Origin of the sequence: Dyella flagellata, from assembly GCF_030160275.1 — a bacterium.
GTDB classification, from domain to species: Bacteria; Pseudomonadota; Gammaproteobacteria; order Xanthomonadales; family Rhodanobacteraceae; genus Dyella_B; species Dyella_B flagellata.
The window spans coordinates 187,990-203,674 of sequence record NZ_BSOA01000048.1 but is presented as its reverse complement, the minus strand read 5'-3'; the positions used below and the strand labels follow the sequence as shown (position 1 = coordinate 203,674).

Annotated in this window: 20 protein-coding genes; 18 read left to right on the top strand and 2 right to left on the bottom strand. The window is 63.2% G+C overall.

Annotated elements, in window-relative coordinates; all coding sequences use genetic code 11:
* Positions 1-27: 27 nt before the first annotated feature.
* The 8 genes from QQJ96_RS19885 (at position 28) to rplS (ending at position 5,364) form a co-directional block, all read left to right on the top strand.
* Entirely contained in the window at positions 28-315 is a 288-nt protein-coding gene (locus QQJ96_RS19885) for an autorepressor SdpR family transcription factor (RefSeq protein ID WP_284333771.1), read from the top strand.
* Positions 312-956, top strand: a complete 645-nt coding sequence (locus tag QQJ96_RS19880) for an SdpI family protein (protein WP_284333770.1) — start codon at positions 312-314, stop codon at positions 954-956. Before QQJ96_RS19885 ends, QQJ96_RS19880 begins: the two co-directional genes overlap by 4 nt.
* A 96-nt stretch (positions 957-1,052) precedes the next feature.
* On the top strand, positions 1,053-1,826 hold the full coding sequence (locus QQJ96_RS19875; RefSeq protein ID WP_284333769.1) for a CPBP family glutamic-type intramembrane protease: 774 nt from the start codon (positions 1,053-1,055) through the stop codon (positions 1,824-1,826).
* A 105-nt stretch (positions 1,827-1,931) separates the two neighbouring features.
* Positions 1,932-3,314: a signal recognition particle protein gene (gene ffh / locus QQJ96_RS19870; RefSeq protein WP_284333768.1), complete on the top strand. Its 1,383-nt coding sequence runs from the start codon at positions 1,932-1,934 to the stop codon at positions 3,312-3,314.
* 107 nt (positions 3,315-3,421) lie between these two features.
* Positions 3,422-3,673, top strand: coding sequence for a 30S ribosomal protein S16 (gene rpsP, locus QQJ96_RS19865; RefSeq protein WP_284333767.1), 252 nt, complete (start codon positions 3,422-3,424; stop codon positions 3,671-3,673).
* Positions 3,674-3,675: 2 nt separating this feature from the next.
* The gene (gene rimM / locus QQJ96_RS19860) at positions 3,676-4,188 is read left to right on the top strand and encodes a ribosome maturation factor RimM (RefSeq protein ID WP_284333766.1); all 513 of its coding nucleotides are present in this window, start codon (positions 3,676-3,678) and stop codon (positions 4,186-4,188) included.
* 7 nt (positions 4,189-4,195) lie between these two features.
* Positions 4,196-4,981, top strand: coding sequence for a tRNA (guanosine(37)-N1)-methyltransferase TrmD (gene trmD / locus QQJ96_RS19855; protein WP_284333765.1), 786 nt, complete (start codon positions 4,196-4,198; stop codon positions 4,979-4,981).
* Positions 4,982-4,998: 17 nt separating this feature from the next.
* Positions 4,999-5,364 (top strand): 50S ribosomal protein L19, encoded by a 366-nt coding sequence (gene rplS / locus QQJ96_RS19850; protein ID WP_115493837.1) that lies wholly within the window; start codon positions 4,999-5,001, stop codon positions 5,362-5,364.
* 129 nt (positions 5,365-5,493) lie between these two features.
* Here rplS and QQJ96_RS19845 read toward each other — a convergent pair whose 3' ends face one another.
* Both QQJ96_RS19845 and epmB read right to left on the bottom strand, forming a co-directional pair.
* Complete coding sequence (locus QQJ96_RS19845; RefSeq protein WP_284333764.1) at positions 5,494-7,551, bottom strand: GGDEF/EAL domain-containing response regulator; 2,058 nt, start codon at positions 7,549-7,551, stop codon at positions 5,494-5,496.
* A 183-nt stretch (positions 7,552-7,734) separates the two neighbouring features.
* On the bottom strand, positions 7,735-8,745 hold the full coding sequence (gene epmB, locus QQJ96_RS19840; protein WP_284333763.1) for an EF-P beta-lysylation protein EpmB: 1,011 nt from the start codon (positions 8,743-8,745) through the stop codon (positions 7,735-7,737).
* Between the two features lie 84 nt (positions 8,746-8,829).
* Between epmB and efp the strand changes: the two genes are divergently transcribed.
* From efp to QQJ96_RS19790, 10 genes are all read left to right on the top strand, one after another.
* On the top strand, positions 8,830-9,399 hold the full coding sequence (gene efp / locus QQJ96_RS19835; protein ID WP_284333762.1) for an elongation factor P: 570 nt from the start codon (positions 8,830-8,832) through the stop codon (positions 9,397-9,399).
* A 148-nt stretch (positions 9,400-9,547) separates the two neighbouring features.
* Positions 9,548-10,891, top strand: coding sequence for a TRZ/ATZ family hydrolase (locus QQJ96_RS19830; RefSeq protein ID WP_284333761.1), 1,344 nt, complete (start codon positions 9,548-9,550; stop codon positions 10,889-10,891).
* Positions 10,888-11,142 (top strand): YciI family protein, encoded by a 255-nt coding sequence (locus QQJ96_RS19825; protein WP_284333760.1) that lies wholly within the window; start codon positions 10,888-10,890, stop codon positions 11,140-11,142. The genes QQJ96_RS19830 and QQJ96_RS19825 overlap by 4 nt, the downstream gene beginning before the upstream one ends.
* Before the next feature lie 22 nt (positions 11,143-11,164).
* Positions 11,165-11,872: a bifunctional 2-polyprenyl-6-hydroxyphenol methylase/3-demethylubiquinol 3-O-methyltransferase UbiG gene (gene ubiG / locus QQJ96_RS19820; RefSeq protein WP_284333759.1), complete on the top strand. Its 708-nt coding sequence runs from the start codon at positions 11,165-11,167 to the stop codon at positions 11,870-11,872.
* Positions 11,869-12,543, top strand: coding sequence for a phosphoglycolate phosphatase (gph, locus tag QQJ96_RS19815; protein ID WP_284333758.1), 675 nt, complete (start codon positions 11,869-11,871; stop codon positions 12,541-12,543). The genes ubiG and gph overlap by 4 nt, the downstream gene beginning before the upstream one ends.
* Positions 12,540-13,406: a squalene/phytoene synthase family protein gene (locus tag QQJ96_RS19810; protein ID WP_284333757.1), complete on the top strand. Its 867-nt coding sequence runs from the start codon at positions 12,540-12,542 to the stop codon at positions 13,404-13,406. Before gph ends, QQJ96_RS19810 begins: the two co-directional genes overlap by 4 nt.
* Before the next feature lie 95 nt (positions 13,407-13,501).
* Positions 13,502-14,452: a GTP cyclohydrolase FolE2 gene (gene folE2 / locus QQJ96_RS19805; RefSeq protein WP_284333756.1), complete on the top strand. Its 951-nt coding sequence runs from the start codon at positions 13,502-13,504 to the stop codon at positions 14,450-14,452.
* Positions 14,453-14,511: 59 nt separating this feature from the next.
* Entirely contained in the window at positions 14,512-14,943 is a 432-nt protein-coding gene (locus QQJ96_RS19800) for a YbaY family lipoprotein (protein WP_284333755.1), read from the top strand.
* Between the two features lie 164 nt (positions 14,944-15,107).
* Positions 15,108-15,383 carry a YlcI/YnfO family protein gene (locus QQJ96_RS19795; RefSeq protein WP_284333754.1) on the top strand — a complete coding sequence of 92 codons (276 nt, stop codon included), beginning with the start codon at positions 15,108-15,110 and terminating at the stop codon, positions 15,381-15,383.
* The gene (locus tag QQJ96_RS19790) at positions 15,380-15,679 is read left to right on the top strand and encodes a type II toxin-antitoxin system RelE/ParE family toxin (protein ID WP_284333753.1); all 300 of its coding nucleotides are present in this window, start codon (positions 15,380-15,382) and stop codon (positions 15,677-15,679) included. The genes QQJ96_RS19795 and QQJ96_RS19790 overlap by 4 nt, the downstream gene beginning before the upstream one ends.
* The last annotated feature ends 6 nt before the right edge of the window (positions 15,680-15,685 follow it).

Below are 15,685 nucleotides of genomic sequence, written 5' to 3'. Positions count from 1 at the left end.
ATGGGTCGTTCAAGTCGATGGTGGGTCGTGAAGCAGCAAGCCGTATTTCGAGCCCTGGCCGATCCCACGCGCCGCGCGATTCTCAAGCGGCTGCATGGTGGGGCCATGAGTGCGGGCGAAATTGGTGAGGCTTTCGATATCACCGGTGCGTCGCTTTCGCATCACTTCGCCATTCTCAAGCAGGCCGATCTGGTGCGCACCGAGCGGCGTGGCCAATACATCGTGTATTCCCTTAACAGCACCGTGATGGAGGACCTCATGAGGTTGATGCTGGACCTGATTCCGCCGGCCGGGGGGCGAGGAGGCAAGCGATGAAACCCGTACACAGTCTGTTTTTGTCCGCGCTTTTTCTGCTGATCTTGCTGGCTGCCTTTTTTTGGCTGTATCCGCACATGCCTGCGCTCGTCCCCGTGCATTGGAACGCACATGGCCAGGTCAACGGCTATGCGAGTCCGCTCAAGGCCGTTGCCCTGCCATTGGCCATCATGGCGGTCATGGCGTTGCTTACCGTCGTATTGCCGGCCATCTCGCCGCGCGGCTTTGAAATCAGGCCGTTCATGACGGCGTTCGTGATCGTGATGCTGGCGGGCCAGGCTTGCCTATTGATGGTCAGCTTGGGCATTTTGTTGAATGCGGCAGGCCATCCGGCCGGTACCTTCGTGCTCAGAATGCTGCCGCTAGGTGTGCTGTTGATGATCGTCGGCAACTACATGGGCAAGCTGCGCAAGAATTTCTTCGTCGGAATCCGAACGCCGTGGACGCTTGCAAGCGATGAGGTGTGGGAACGCACGCATCGCGTTGCCGGATGGCTGTTCATGCTGGCCGGGCTGATCGTGGTTGTCGCGACCCTGGTCGATGCGCCGATCACTCTGTCCATCAGCGTGATCTTGGCGGCTGTATTCATTCCTTTTGTGTATTCCTACGTCATCTATCGACGCGTCGAACGCGACCGCTGAACGCAACATCGACTGCATGCATTCCCGACATTAGTCGGGTTGGTGGAGCGTTGTCTTTCGTTTGGGTTCCTTTGGCTTGCTACATGGAGAGGGCACATGAGCGTATCAACACCAAATAGTCCGCATTGCAAGCTTGCACTATGGCTTGGCGCTGCCGGTCTGCTTGCAACGGTGGCACTTTTCCCCTATGTCATCCAGCTTACGCCGCAGAAGTTCTCCGCGCTGCACAAGCCGCTATGGCTTGTCGTTTCGCTGGCGTCGCTTGAGACGGGCCTGCTGTGCTTTGCGTTTGCCTGGCTTGGGCTTTATCTGGGAGCATCCCTCGGTCTTGATGCGCCGTGGCTGCGTGCTTTTGTGTATCGGCGTCCTGTCCAGGGCGAGTCGCCAGCGCGCTGGCGATTAGCCGTGCTGTTTGGCTTGTTGGCGGGGATGGTTGTGGTTGGGGCATCTGCGCTGTGGCCGGAGTCAGCCGGTCAAGCCGGCTACATCGCGAGTGCAGTCAGCCAAGCCTGGCGTGGAGCACTGGCCTCTCTGTATGGTGGTGTCGTCGAAGAGACCTTGTGTCGACTGATGCTCATGACGCTGTTTGTATGGCTATTGTCCAAGTTGCGTCATGGGCAAGCTAAGGCATGGATGTATGTTGCGGCAGCTTTGTTCGCAGCCCTGCTCTTCGGGGGCGGCCATTTGTCATTCGCCGCTGCACTGGGAATGCATGCGCCCATGCAAATCGCGCGCATCGTACTGCTTAACGCAATGGTCGGTTGCGTATTTGGCTGGCTGTTCTGGAGGCATGGTTTGGAGCACGCCATGCTGGCGCACTTCAGTGCGGATATCGTGGTGCACGTAGTCGCGCCACTGGGATTTTCCTAGGCGGCCAGCCCTCCATGGCCGGTGCGGTCAGCAGCAAATCGCCAACGGATAAGTCGCGGACTTTTCTGGTATATTTGCTCGTTTCTCAGGTCATCAGCCCTCACCATGTTTGAGTCGCTCAGCCAACGCCTCTCCGCCACCGTCACCCGCCTGCGCGGCCGCGGCCGGCTGACCGAGGAAAACATCCGCGAATCGCTGCGCGAAGTGCGTATCGCGCTGTTGGAAGCCGACGTGGCACTGCCGGTGGTGCAGGCCCTGATCGAGCGAGTGAAGGTGCGTGCGGTCGGCCAGGAAGTGCTCAAGAGCCTGTCGCCCGGCCAGGCGCTGGTGAAGGTGGTCAGCGACGAGCTGACCGCGGTGATGGGCACCGCCAACGCCGAATTGAATCTCGCTCAGCAGCCGCCGGCCGTGGTGCTGATGGCCGGCCTGCAGGGCGCGGGCAAGACCACCACGGTGGCCAAGCTGGCGCGCTTCCTTACCGAGCGCAAGAAAAAGCGCGTGATGGTGGTGAGCTGCGACGTGTATCGTCCGGCCGCCATCGAGCAGCTGCGTACGCTGGCCGAACAGGTTGGCGTGAACTTCTTTCCGTCGGAGGGCGGCCAGAACCCGGTCGACATCGCCAAGGCCGCGATCAGCGCCGCGCGCAAGGAAGTGATGGACGTGCTGCTGGTGGATACCGCCGGCCGCCTGCACATCGATGAAGCGATGATGGCCGAGATCAAGGCGCTGCACGCCGCGATCACCCCGGTCGAAACCTTGTTCGTGGTCGATTCGATGACCGGCCAGGATGCGGCCAACACCGCCAAGGCCTTCGCCGAGGCGCTGCCGCTTACCGGCGTGGTGCTGACCAAGACCGACGGTGACGCTCGCGGCGGTGCGGCGCTTTCGGTGCGCTACGTGACCGGGCGTCCGATCAAGTTCCTCGGCGCCGGCGAGAAGACCGACGCGCTGGAGCCGTTCTACCCGGATCGTGTCGCCCAGCGCATCCTCGGCATGGGCGACGTGCTGTCGCTGGTCGAGGAAGTAGAGCGCAAGGTCGACCAGGAGAAGGCGCAGAAACTGGCCGAGAAGGTCATCAAGGGCAAGCGCTTCGACCTCAACGACATGCGCGACCAGCTCGAGCAGATGAACAACATGGGCGGCCTGGCCGGCCTGATGGACAAGCTGCCTGGTGTCTCCGCCTTGCCGGAGAATGTGAAATCCAAGGTCAACGATGGCGAGATCAAGCGCATGATCGCGATCATCGGTTCGATGACCAAGAAGGAGCGCCGCCATCCGGACCTGCTCAATGGTTCCCGCCGCGCCCGCGTGGCGCGCGGCTCCGGCACGCAGCCGGCGGACGTCAACCGTCTGCTGAAGCAGTACATGCAGATGGAAAAGATGATGTCCAAGCTGTCCAAGGGCGGCACCAAGGGCCTGCTGCGGCAGATGCGGGGCGCCATGAAGGGCATGGGCGGCATGGGCGGCGGGTTCCCGCCGATGCGCTGAGCGCCAACCCCTTCCTTTTTCCACCAATTTCATTAAACTATCGCGTTTACCGCGTCCGGCCTAGGGCGTGCTTGCCGGGTCTGCCGGCAACTCTGGAGCTTTCAACTATGGTCAAGATTCGTCTTTCGCGCGGCGGCGCCAAGGGCCGTCCGTTCTACCACGTCGTTGTGACCGACTCGCGCAGTGCGCGTGATGGCCGCAATATCGAGAATGTGGGTTTCTACAACCCCGTCGCTGCGGGCAAGGACAAGCGCCTTGAGCTGAACGTGGCGCGCGTGCAGGAGTGGGTGGCCAAGGGCGCCCAGCTGAGCGACAAGGTCGCCTCGCTGGTGAAGGAAGCCGCCAAGCAGGCTGCCTGAGCATGACTGCAGCCGGTCGGCGCGTCCTGGTCGGACGCATCGTCGGATTGCACGGCGTGCAGGGCTGGGTCAAGCTCGAATCCTGGACCGAGCCCCGCGCGCAGATCTTCAAGTACCAGCCCTGGCAGCTCACCGCGCCGGGCGGGGAAACAGAGGTCAAGGCTGTTATCGGTCGACCCCAGGGCAAGGGCCTAATCGCCAAGCTGCCGGGGGTGGACGATCGGGATGGCGCCGCGGCACTGGTAGGGCAGGACATCTACGTCGCCCGCGAGCTGCTGCCGCCGCCCGGTAAGGATGAGTATTACTGGGTCGATCTCGAAGGCCTCGAGGTCGTCACCACCGAAGGCGTGGCGTTGGGACGCGTGAGTCATGTGTTCGCGACCGGTGCCAACGACGTGGTGGTCGTAAGGGATGGCGAGCGCGAGCGGCTGGTTCCTTTCGTCCAGGGTGTGTACGTGCGTTCGGTGGATCTTTCCGGCGGGCGCATGGTGGTGGACTGGGATCCCGAGTTCTGAGGGTCCGATGCGCATCGATGTCGTCACGCTGTTTCCGGACTTCATGCGCCAGTGCGCCGCCGTCGGCGTCGTAGGGCGCGCGCAGCAGCGCGAGCTGTTGCAGGTGGAAACCTGGAACCCGCGCGATTACGCCACCGACAATTACCGTACCGTGGATGGCCGCACCTGCGGCGGTGGTCCCGGCATGGTGATGCTGATCGAGCCCTTGCGCAAAGCCCTGGCGGCGATGCGGGGGGCGGCACCCGAACCGGTGCATGTGATTTACCTCAGTCCGCAAGGAGCGCGGCTGACGCAGGGCCGGGTGGAAGCGCTGGCGAAATTGCCGCGCATCGCCTTGCTTTGCGGGCGTTATGAGGGTGTGGATGAGCGTCTGCTGGCGCACGAGGTCGACGAGGAGCTTTCCATCGGCGATTATGTGTTGTCCGGCGGCGAGCTGGGTGCCGCGGTGATCATTGACGCGGTGGGCCGCTTGCAGCAAGGCGCGTTGAACGATGCACAATCGGCCGAGCAGGATTCCTTCTCGAACGGTTTGCTGGATTGTCCGCACTATGCAAAACCGGTGCACGATGCACTGGGTGACGTACCGGAGGTGCTGCTTTCCGGCGACCACGCGGCGATCCACCGCTGGCGTCTGAAGCAGGCGCTGGGACGAACCTGGTTGAGGCGTCCCGACTTATTGGCGCAGCGCGCGCTGGATGCGAAATCCCGTGCGCTGTTGGATGAATTCCGCCGCGAGCATGCGATGGCGCAACAGCGGCAAAACGATGCGGCCGATGAAGACCGCAATCATTGAAAAAGACAGGTGTTGTCATGAACAAGATCATCGAACAGTTCGAAGCCGAGCAGATCACCCGCCAGCTGCCGGAGTTCGGCCCTGGCGACACCGTGGTGGTCAACGTCAAGGTGAAGGAAGGCAACCGTGAGCGCGTGCAGGCGTTCGAGGGTGTCGTGATCGCCAAGCGCAGCCGCGGCCTGCATTCGGCCTTCACCGTGCGCAAGATTTCGCACGGCACCGGCGTGGAGCGCGTGTTCCAGGCACACAGCCCGAGCATCGAATCGGTGCAGGTGAAGCGCAAGGGCAAGGTGCGCGGCGCCAAGCTGTACTACCTGCGCAACCTGGAAGGCAAGGCAGCGCGCATCAAGGAAGACATCGGCGCTTCGACCTCGGCCGACTGATTTAAGGCGGCGACCGCCTCAAGCAAAAAGCCCTGCGGAGCGATCCGCGGGGCTTTTTTGTGGCTGGGATGACCATCCCGGCAAGCTGTAAAAAAAGCTGGGATGGTCATCCCAGCCTACGTGTTCGGCCTACGCGGTGACCGCCAGCGGCTGCGGTTCCTGCAGGAAGTTGCCCTGCACGAAATCCACCCCGCAGGCGAACAGCAGCGAGGTGCTGGCGGCATCCTCCACCCATTCGGCCACGCTCAGGCGTTTCATCTCGTGCGCCTGCGCGCAGATCTCGGTGATCTTCTTCTGGTTTTCCGGGTGCTGCGGCAGGTCGGCCATGAAGCTGCGATCGATCTTCAGATAATCCGCGTCGATGTGGTTGAGCAACTGGAAGGAGTTGAGGCCGGAGCCGAATTGCTCCAGGGCGAAGAATCCGCCGAGCTTTTTCCAGGCGTTGATGAATTCCTGCGCGGGACGCAGCATCGTCACCACTTTGCTCTCGGTCATCTCCAGCACCAGGCGGCCATGCTTGAGGGCGGCCTGTTTCAGTGTGCGGTCCAGCCAGCTCAGCAGGTTGGCCTGCTGCTGCATGGAATCGGGAGTGAGCTTCACGAAGAACGTGGTCGGGATACCGTGCCGGTCGCGCGCCTTCAGTGCGTTGATGGCCTGGTTGAGCACCCAGCGATCGATCTCGGCATTGAGCCCGTATTTCTCCGCAATCGGCATGAAGAAGCCTGGCGAGACTTCCCCTTGCGGGCCGTTCATGCGCAGCAGGATTTCCGAATAGTCGCCCTCGGCATCCTGCAGGCTGATGGTCTGCTGGTGATAGAGCATGAATTCGTTTTGCGTAAGCGCGCGGCGCAGCAGGTCCAACCAGTTGCGCTCGCGTTCCGCATCGGCTTTTTCCCTGGCGGCCGGATCATGCAGCTCGCTGCGGTTGCCGCCCTGGCCCTGCGCGCTGCGCAAGGCCAGGCTGGCCTGGTTCAGCAGCATTTCCGAATTGGCGTTCTTTTCGCCCAGCAGGCTGCCGCCGATGCTTGCGGTCAGCGTGATCGACTGCGTGCCCAGATCGAAAATTCCATTGGAAATGGCTTTGTGCAAGCCGTCGATCCAGGCCCTGATCGCTTCGTCGGTGTCGGTATGCAGGATTACGCCGAGGGTGTGTTCGGCGAGCAGGCCGGCAATGTCTTTCGGGCCCAGTTGCGCGCTGACGCGATGCGCAAAGAGCGTCAGCAATTCGTCGGCCTTGCCGAGGCCGATGTTGTTGACGATCGGTGCCCAATTGTCCGGCTCGATCAGCAGCATGGTCTGGCCTTTATGCCCCTCACTGGCGGCCGCCACGGCGTTATCGATGTATTCCAGCGTACGGGCGCGGTTGAACAGGCCGGTGACCGGATCGCGCTGCAGCTGTTCCACCAGGGTCGGGTCGACCTGCTGGCGGCGGAACACGATCTGCAGGCACGGTTCGCCCTCGAAGGTGGCGTGCGCGAATTCGGCCGTGGCCGGGAACGTACTGCCGTCGGCGCGGCGGGCATGCAGTTCCAGGCGGTATTCGGCCTTCTCGCCTTTGGACAGGGCGCGCAACAAGTTCTTGAAGGCGTCTGCGTCGGCTGGGCCGATCAGGTCCAGCACCGGCAGGCCGAGCAGGTCGTCAAAATCGGTGTAGCCGAAGGTATCCAGGTAGGAGCGATTGGCGCGCACGTGCATGCCTTCGTGCACGTAGGCGATAGGGTCGTTCGAAGAGTCCAACAGGGCGTCGCAGCGGCGCTCCGATTCGCGCAGGGCCGCTTCCAGCCGCCGCACCTGGCGGCGCGCGTGCAGCGACTCGAATTCACGCCGCATCACGGTAATCAGCTGCTTGGGCTGGCTGCGTGCACCCACACCATGCACCACGCCATCCTGGAACATGTCGGCCACGCTTTGCTCGTCGATCTTCGCCACGCAGGCGATCAGGGCGATGTCGCGGGCACTGGCGTCGATCTGCTGGGCAACGCTACGCAACGACAGGTCCTTCACGGCCGGGTTGTACAGGACCAGGTCGGGACCGAGTTCCTCCAGTGCCGCATGCACCTGTTCGATCGTCGTGGCCCGCGCCGGGCGGACAGCGGTACCCGCGTTGCGCAACAAGGTGATGATCTGTTCCGCGTCCTCGACCGAGTTTTCGATGAAGAGGATCTTGATGACGGAGTCTGTCTTCATGGGCGTGTCGTGCTTTCCTTACGATCAGGCTGCTGGCGCGGAAGGTATCCGAGGACTAGCCGGCACAGGATGAGTGTTGTAACGGATTCCTTGCGTACCTGCCAGGGTTCATGCATGCATTTGGTGACGAAGCGCAGGCATTGGGGGATCCGCGGTGGTCGGCCATGCGGCCGGACTGGCCGGTCAGAGCGGCCGTTTGGACGGATCGCCGCCCACCTCGCGCACCAGCTTGGGTACCAGGTAGCCGGGCAGGCGGCCGCGCAGCTGCTCGATCAGCGACTGCGCCTGGGCATCGCTCACCTCGAAATGCGCCGCGCCCTGCACGCGGTCGAGCTGATGCAGGTAATACGGCAGCACGCCCGCGGCGAACATGCGCTCGGACAAGGCGATCAACTTATCGGCATCGTCATTGATTCCCTTTAGCAGCACCGCCTGGTTGAGCAAGGTGGCGCCAGCTTCGCGCAAGCGTGCGCAGGCCTCGTCCACGCCCGAATCGAATTCATGGGCGTGATTGGCGTGCAGGACCACCACCTTTTGCAGCGGCAACGCCTTGAGCCAGTCGATGAAAGCCGTGTCGATGCGCTCGGGCAACACCACCGGCAGGCGGGTATGGATACGCAGGCGGGCGACGTGGGGAATCTCCAGCAGGCCACGACTGAGTTCTTCCAGCTTGCCGGTGGCCAGGGCCAACGGGTCGCCCCCGGACAGGATCAGTTCGCTGATGGAGGCGTCCTGCCGGACATGCTCCAGCGCCTCGCACCATTGGCCGGCCGCCGCCATTTCCTCGCCGTAAGGGAAATGGCGGCGGAAGCAGTAGCGGCAATTCACGGCGCAGCTGCCGCTGGCGATCAGCAAGGCGCGCCCCTGATATTTGTGCAGCACGCCCTTGGCCGAGCGAGCGGCCATGTCACCCACGGCATCCATGCTGAAGCCGGCCAGCTGCTGCGTCTCAGCCAGTTGCGGCAGTACCTGCAGCAGCAGCGGGTCGCGGGCGTCGCCATGGCGCATGCGGGCAACGAAGCCGCGCGGCACCCGCAAGCTGAAGCCGGCATCCTCCGTAGGCAACTCATGGGCAAGCTGTTCCAGGCCCAGCAACGTCAATAATTCGCGGGCATCGGTAATGGCTTCGCGCCATAGCGTGCGCCAGTCGGCTCCAGGCAGTGATAGGCGTGCGGCGTGGCTTGCGGTTATCATAGTGAGTCTTGAACCGGGGTCAGTGCCCGGGAAATCCCTATTCTAGCCGCCTGTTGGCGTCATCACATCTGGAGCACAAAGCGCATGGCCACCGTCGGTCTCAACGACGTCAAGAAGGGTATGAAGATCCTTCACAACAACGACCCGTGGGTCATCACCGACGCCGACTTCATCAAGCCCGGCAAAGGCCAGGCGTTCACCCGCATCTTCATCCGCAACCTGAAGAACGGGCGCACCACCGAGCAGACGATGAAGTCCAGCGACAGCTTCGAAGTCGCCGACGTCGTCGATACCGACATGCAGTACCTGTACTCCGACGGCGAGTTCTGGCACTTCATGCACCAGGAGAGCTTCGAGCAGCACCAGGCCAGCAAGGTCGGCATGGGCGAGGCGGCCAAGTGGCTCAAGGGCGAGGAAGAGTGCGTGGTGACGCTGTTCAATGGCGAGATCATTGCGGTGCAGCCGCCGAACTTCGTGGAACTGAAGATCACCGAAACCGATCCGGGCCTGCGCGGCGACACCTCCGGCGGCGGTGGCAAGCCGGCCACGCTGGAAACCGGCGCCGTGGTGCGCGTACCGCTGTTCGTCAACACCGAAGAAATGATCAAGGTCGACACCCGTACCGGCGAGTACGTCAGCCGCGTCGGCAAGTGATGCATCGGCCCGCGGCGTAGGCTGGGATGCCAATCCCAGCATCAGGAAACCGCAAAGAAAGCTGGGCTGGTCATCCCAGCTCATGAACGAATCGGGGCGGGCATCGTAAGATGTGCCGCCCCGTCTCATATCCCCGATAGAAGACATCATGACGAGCCCAACCTCGCCGCAGTCCGTAGATGTACTCATCGAAGCCCGCTGGGTCGTGCCGGTCCAACCGCATGGCGTGGTGCTGGAGCACCATGCGGTGGCCATCCAGGCCGATCGCATCGTCGGCATCTTGCCGATTGTCCAGGCACGCAGCGCCTATGCTCCGCGCGAGCGCGTGGAGCTGGGTGAGCATGTGCTGATTCCCGGCCTGATCAACACCCACGCCCACAATCCGATGACGCTGATGCGCGGCCTCGCCGACGACCTGCCGCTGATGGTCTGGCTGCAGCAGCACATCTGGCCGGTGGAAGCGAAGGTGATCGGTCCGGAGTTCGTACGCGATGGCGTGGAACTGGCCATTGCCGAGATGCTGCGTGGCGGTACCACTTGCGCCAACGAAAACTATTTCTTTCCCGATGCGATCGGCGCGACCTACCGCAAGCATGGATTCCGTGCCGTCATCGCCTTGCCGGTGATCCAGTTTCCGACGGCGTGGGCGCGCACGCAGGACGAATACTTCGAGCGCGCCGGCGAAACGCATGACCAGTTCCGCAACGATTCGCTGATCAGCACCGCGTTTGGGCCGCATGCGCCTTATACGGTGTCCGACGAGTCGTTCGAGCGCATTCGTGTATTGGCCGACCAGCTGGATATTCCCGTGCATCTGCATCTGCACGAAACCGCGCACGAAGTGGACGAGGAGCGCAAGAAAAGCGGCCTGCGCCCATTCCAGCGGTTGCAGAAATTGGGCCTGGTCAACGACCGGCTGATCGCCGTGCACATGACCCAACTCACCGATGGCGAGATCGCCGCCTGTGCCGAGGCCGGCGTGTCGGTGGTGCATTGCCCGGAATCCAACCTCAAGCTGGCTTCCGGTTTTTGTCCGGTGGAAAAGCTGCGCAACGCGGGCGTCAACGTGGCATTGGGCACGGACGGCACCGCGTCCAATAACGACCTGGACATGTTCGGCGAAATGCGCACCGCCGCGCTGCTGGCCAAGGCGGTAGCCGAGGATGCCGCAGCTTTCGACGCTGGCTTTGCCTTGCGCACCGCCACCATCCAGGCCGCCAAGGCGCTCGGCCTGGAGGCAGAAATCGGTTCGATCGAAGCCGGCAAGCAGGCAGATCTCGCGGCGGTCCGCTTGAGCGATCTGGAAACCCAGCCCTTGTTCCACATCGTGTCGCAACTGGTCTATGCGACCGGCCGCCACCAGGTTACCGACGTGTGGATTGCCGGCAAGCGCAAGCTGGCCGCGCGCGAGCTGGTGGACATGGATCTCGAAGGCATCCTGTCGCGGACCCATGCCTGGCGCGAGCGTATCGCGGCCCTGGATCCGGCATGAAACGCTTTCTGGTCATGCTGATGCGCAAGCCGCCGATCGACCCGGCGGTCATCCCTCTGCACCAGCAGTTCCTGGCCTCGCTGCGCGAGCAGGGGCGTAATGAAATGTCCGGCGGTTTCGCCGATCAGTCCGGCGGCGCCTATCTGCTGCGTGCCCAGTCCATGCAAGAGGCGCTGGCCATCGCTCATCGCGACCCGGCGCATACTAGTGGTTGTTGGAACGTCACGGTCTACGAGTGGAATACGCATTAGCAGTGTGAAGGAGTGTTTCGCCATGCAAGCCACGCAAAACGTCAGCCACAAGGAAATCGCGCGCTTCGACAAGCTGGCCTCGCGCTGGTGGGATCCGGACGGTGAATCGCGGCCGTTGCACGATCTCAATCCAGTGCGCCTGGACTATGTTGCTGCGCGCGTGGCGCTGCGTGGCGCGCGCGTTGCCGACGTGGGTTGCGGTGGCGGCTTGTTGAGCGAGGCACTGGCCCATGCCGGCGCGGATGTCGTCGGCATCGACATGGGCCTGAAGGTAATCGAGATCGCGCGCTTGCATCTGCACGAATCGAAGCTTGAGGTCGATTACCGCAAGCAATCGTCAGCGGAACTGGCCGTGGCCGAACCGGCCAGCTTTGATGCCGTGTGCTGCATGGAGCTGATCGAGCACGTCCCCGATCCGGCTGCCCTGGTGCGCGATCTGGCGGCGATGCTCAAGCCCGGCGCGCGACTGTTCATGTCCACCCTCAATCGCACGCCGGCTTCGTTCGGTGCCGCGATCATCGGGGCGGAATACATCGCGCGGCTGCTGCCACGCGGCACCCATCACTACGCGCAATTCCTCAAGCCTTCGGAACTGGCGCGCCTGCTCCGGCAGGAAGGGCTGGAACTGGAAGACATCAGCGGCCTGGGCTACAACCCGCTCACGCGCAAGGCGTGGCTGAGCCGCATCACTGCCGTCAACTATCTGCTCTCAGCCCGCAAACCCGCATGAAGCCGTTACCCGCATCTGCCCAAGGCGTTTTGTTCGATCTGGACGGCACCTTGCTCGACAGCGCCCCCGATCTGCACGCCGCCTTGGGCATTTACTGTGCTGAAGTGGGTGCCACCGTGCCTCCGTATGCAGCGGTGCGCACCGTGGTGTCGCGTGGTTCGCGCGCCATCCTGCGCTGTGCTTTCGATGAAAGCGACGAAGCCCTGCTTGAGCGCATGCCGCGCTATCTGGAGCTGTATCACAGCATGATGTCGCGCCACACGCGTCCGTTCGAAGGCGTCGAACCGCTGCTCGATGCACTCGAACGCAGCGGCATCGCCTGGGGCATCGTCACCAACAAGCCGGGCTATCTCACCGACGACCTGGTGCGGCAGATCGGTTGGGCTGAGCGCGTGTGCGCGGTGATATCCGGCGACACCTTGCCGGTACGCAAGCCCGATCCCGCGCCGGTACTGCTGGCGTGCGAACGCGCCGGGCTCGATCCCGCGCGCAGCCTTTTCGTCGGCGACGATCGCCGCGACGTGCAGGCCGGTCATGCTGCCGGGCTCTACACCGTCGCGGTGCAGTGGGGCTATCTGGATGGTGGCGATCCGCATGCCTGGGGCGCTGATGCGGTGATCGAACATCCACGCGGATTGACCGAACTGCTCAAGTTGAAGGTCCCCGCGTGAGCGAAGAGGTTTCCCTCCACGGTGCCCTGCAAAGCTACGTCGACAAATGGCTGGCCGTGCAGCCGCAGCAGCGTACGGCGCTGGTGTTCGTCGACCCGGCCAAGTATCCGGGCCATGTCGCGTTGGCGGCATGGGAGCAAGAGCTGCTGTCTGCGGCTTACGGCATCCGTGAGCCGCACGTGGCGGCCACCAAGCTCAACTGGTGGGCCGAAGAACTCAGTGGTGCGGCGGCCAGCGGCGGCCGGCACCCGCTGACCCGGGTGCTGTTCGACGACGAGCGGGCGCATGCGATAGCGCCGGAACGCTGGCTGGCACCGGTGCTGGCGGCCATGGCGCAGCTGGAGGAGGGCACGGCGGTGGATTTTTCCGCCCAGCTCGCCGCTACCTCCGCCTTGCATGGCGCCCTGGCCGCGCTGGAAACCGCATGGTGGTATGGCGAAGCCGCATCGCCCGTGCGCGCCACGCGGATGGCCACGTTGAGTCACCTGCTCTTTGCCTTGCGTCGCCTGCAGGACGATGCGGAGCGGGACCGCCTGCCGCTGCCGATGGCGCGGCTGGCCCGTTTTGGCCTGAGTCGCGCCAGTTTGCGTCAGCCCAGCGGGACACGCGACCAGGCGATCAAGGCCCAGCTGGATGACTTGCGTTCGGCCTGGGCGGAAGCTGCCCGGCTCGACGGCCCGCTCAGCGTGTTCCGCGCGCTGGAGGCTGGCGAGGGCGAGCGGCTGCTGCGCAAGGCGGCTCGCGCCGCCGAGCCATTGAAGGTGCTGCAGACTGGCACGCCGAACAGTGGCTTGCTGGCGACTCTGCGCGCGTGGCGGGCGGCCCAGCGCTGGCAGCAACGAGTGGCCGGACAGCCCCGGTAGGCGGTCATAAACGCACTGTTTCCCGCGCGCCCCCTGTTGCGACGCGGCGAGCTGCCCCAACATAAGCCGAGCAAGCCTCGCTCCAGGGAATCCCCATGCATAGCCATGAAAATACCGTACGCCTGATGCCCGACGTCGCCAGCCAGGCACAGCCGCATCTGGCCGGCGCGCTGGATTGGGTTGGCATGGACGGCATCGAAGTGCCAGTGCTGTTCGATGCGGGGGATGGCACCGTCCAGCGCTCCAGCGCTCAGGTCGGCGCGTTCGTGAACCTTACTCGGCCAGACAAGCGCGGCATCCATATGTCGCGTCTTTACTTGCTGGTCGACGAACACCTGAGCGCCACGCCGGTCGATGCGGCCATGCTGCATGGTCTGTTGCGCGCCTTCCTCGATTCGCACAAGGATCTGGCCGATCGCGCGCGCATCAGCATCCGCTTCGATCAACTGGTGCGCCGCGCCGCGCTGCGTAGCAGCAACAGCGGCTGGCGTGCGTACCCGGTTTCCATCGAAGCCAGCCTGTGCGAGGAGGGTTTTCGCCTGGAACTGGGTACGGAAGTGGTCTATTCCTCCACCTGTCCCGCCTCGGCGGCCCTGTCGCGGCAGCTGATCCAGGAGCAGTTCGCCAAGGACTTTGGCGCCGGCAAACCGCTGGACCACGCCGCCGTACTGGCCTGGCTGGGCAGCGAGAAGGGCATCATCGCCACGCCGCATGCACAACGCAGCGTGGCGCGCCTGCTGGTGCGTTTTGCCGAGGACGCATCGCTGGACCTGATCGGCCTGCTCGACCGCGTCGAACAAGCGCTGGGTACGCCGGTGCAGACCGCGGTGAAGCGCGAAGACGAGCAGGCCTTCGCTCTGGCCAACGGCGGCAACCTGATGTTCTGCGAGGATGCCGCCCGCCGCATCCAGCGTGCGCTCGATGCCGACGACCATATCGCCGACTTCCATGTGCGGCTGGAACATCAGGAAAGCCTGCATCCGCATGATGCGGTGGCCTATGCCAGCAAGGGTGTGCCCGGCGGTTACGGGAACGGCCGCAGCTGATGCTATAGCCGGCAGCTGCGGTTGCTATCATCTCGCGCATTTGCCGCTAAGGAGTTCCCATGAAAGTTTGCCACGGACTGCTGCTGGCAGGTTTGCTCGCTCTCGCCGGCTGCAGCTGGATGCCGTTCGGGCACCACAAAGCGCCGCAGCAGCAGACGCTGATGAAATCCTTAAGTGGCGAAGTCGACTATCAGCTTGCGCACGAGCTGCCGCCCGATGCCTATCTGGAGGTCACGCTGTCGGACATCAGCAAGCGTGATGCGCCCGCGCGTGTCATTGCCAGCGATCACGTCGCACCGATTGGCCCGTCGCCGGTATCGTTCGTGCTGAGCTATGAACCGGACAGCCTGGCCGGCGGCACCGATTTCACCGTGTCGGCCTCCATCAAGCAGGGCGACCGCACCCTGGCCGCCAACGATGCGCAGGCGAGGGTGCTGGGCAATTCCGGCAACCATGGGCCGGTGCAGGTGGTGGTTTCCGAATCGCACTAGCGCCCACTGGACCTGTTTTTCAGCCCCCTGTGGGAAACTCAAGTAAAAACAAGTTTCTATAGAGGATGCTCGCGCCTGTTTGCCCTTGCGCCCAAGCAAATACATGCGCGCTCGGCAGCTATGCTACGATTTGCATCGCAAATGCAATGCATGGGCCGGCGCCAATGAAAACAGCCACTATTCCTTCCCTGCGTGTCGATCCCGGACTGCGGGAGGCCGCGGAAAGCGTGTTGAACAAGGGAGAGAGTCTCTCATCCTTCATGGAAGAGTCGTTGCGGGCGAACATTGCGCGGCGCCAAATGCAGCGCGAGTTCATTGCGCGCGGTTTGGCTTCCTATGAAGAGGCACAGCGGACTGGAGTCTACTTTTCTTCAGACGAAGTGCTGGCTGAATTGGACGGCATGTTGCGGGATGCGCAAGCAAAGGGAGGCCATCGTTGATCTATCAGGTTCGTTACACGGACGCAGCGCGCCTCGATCTGATCCGGCTTTATCGCTTTTTACTGCAAAAGGACCCGAATGCCGCCGAGCGGGCTCTGGATGCCATCCGCAAGGCCACCGGTGTGCTTGAATCCTTCCCGTTTACCTGCCGCAAGGCGGATCCGGACGATCCTTTCCTGCGCGAGTTGCTGATCTCATTCGGCAACTCGGGCTATGTCGCGTTGTTCAAAATCGATGGCGATCATACGATCACCATCGTAGCTATTCGCCATCAGCGCGAAGACGACTATCACTGAATGCCG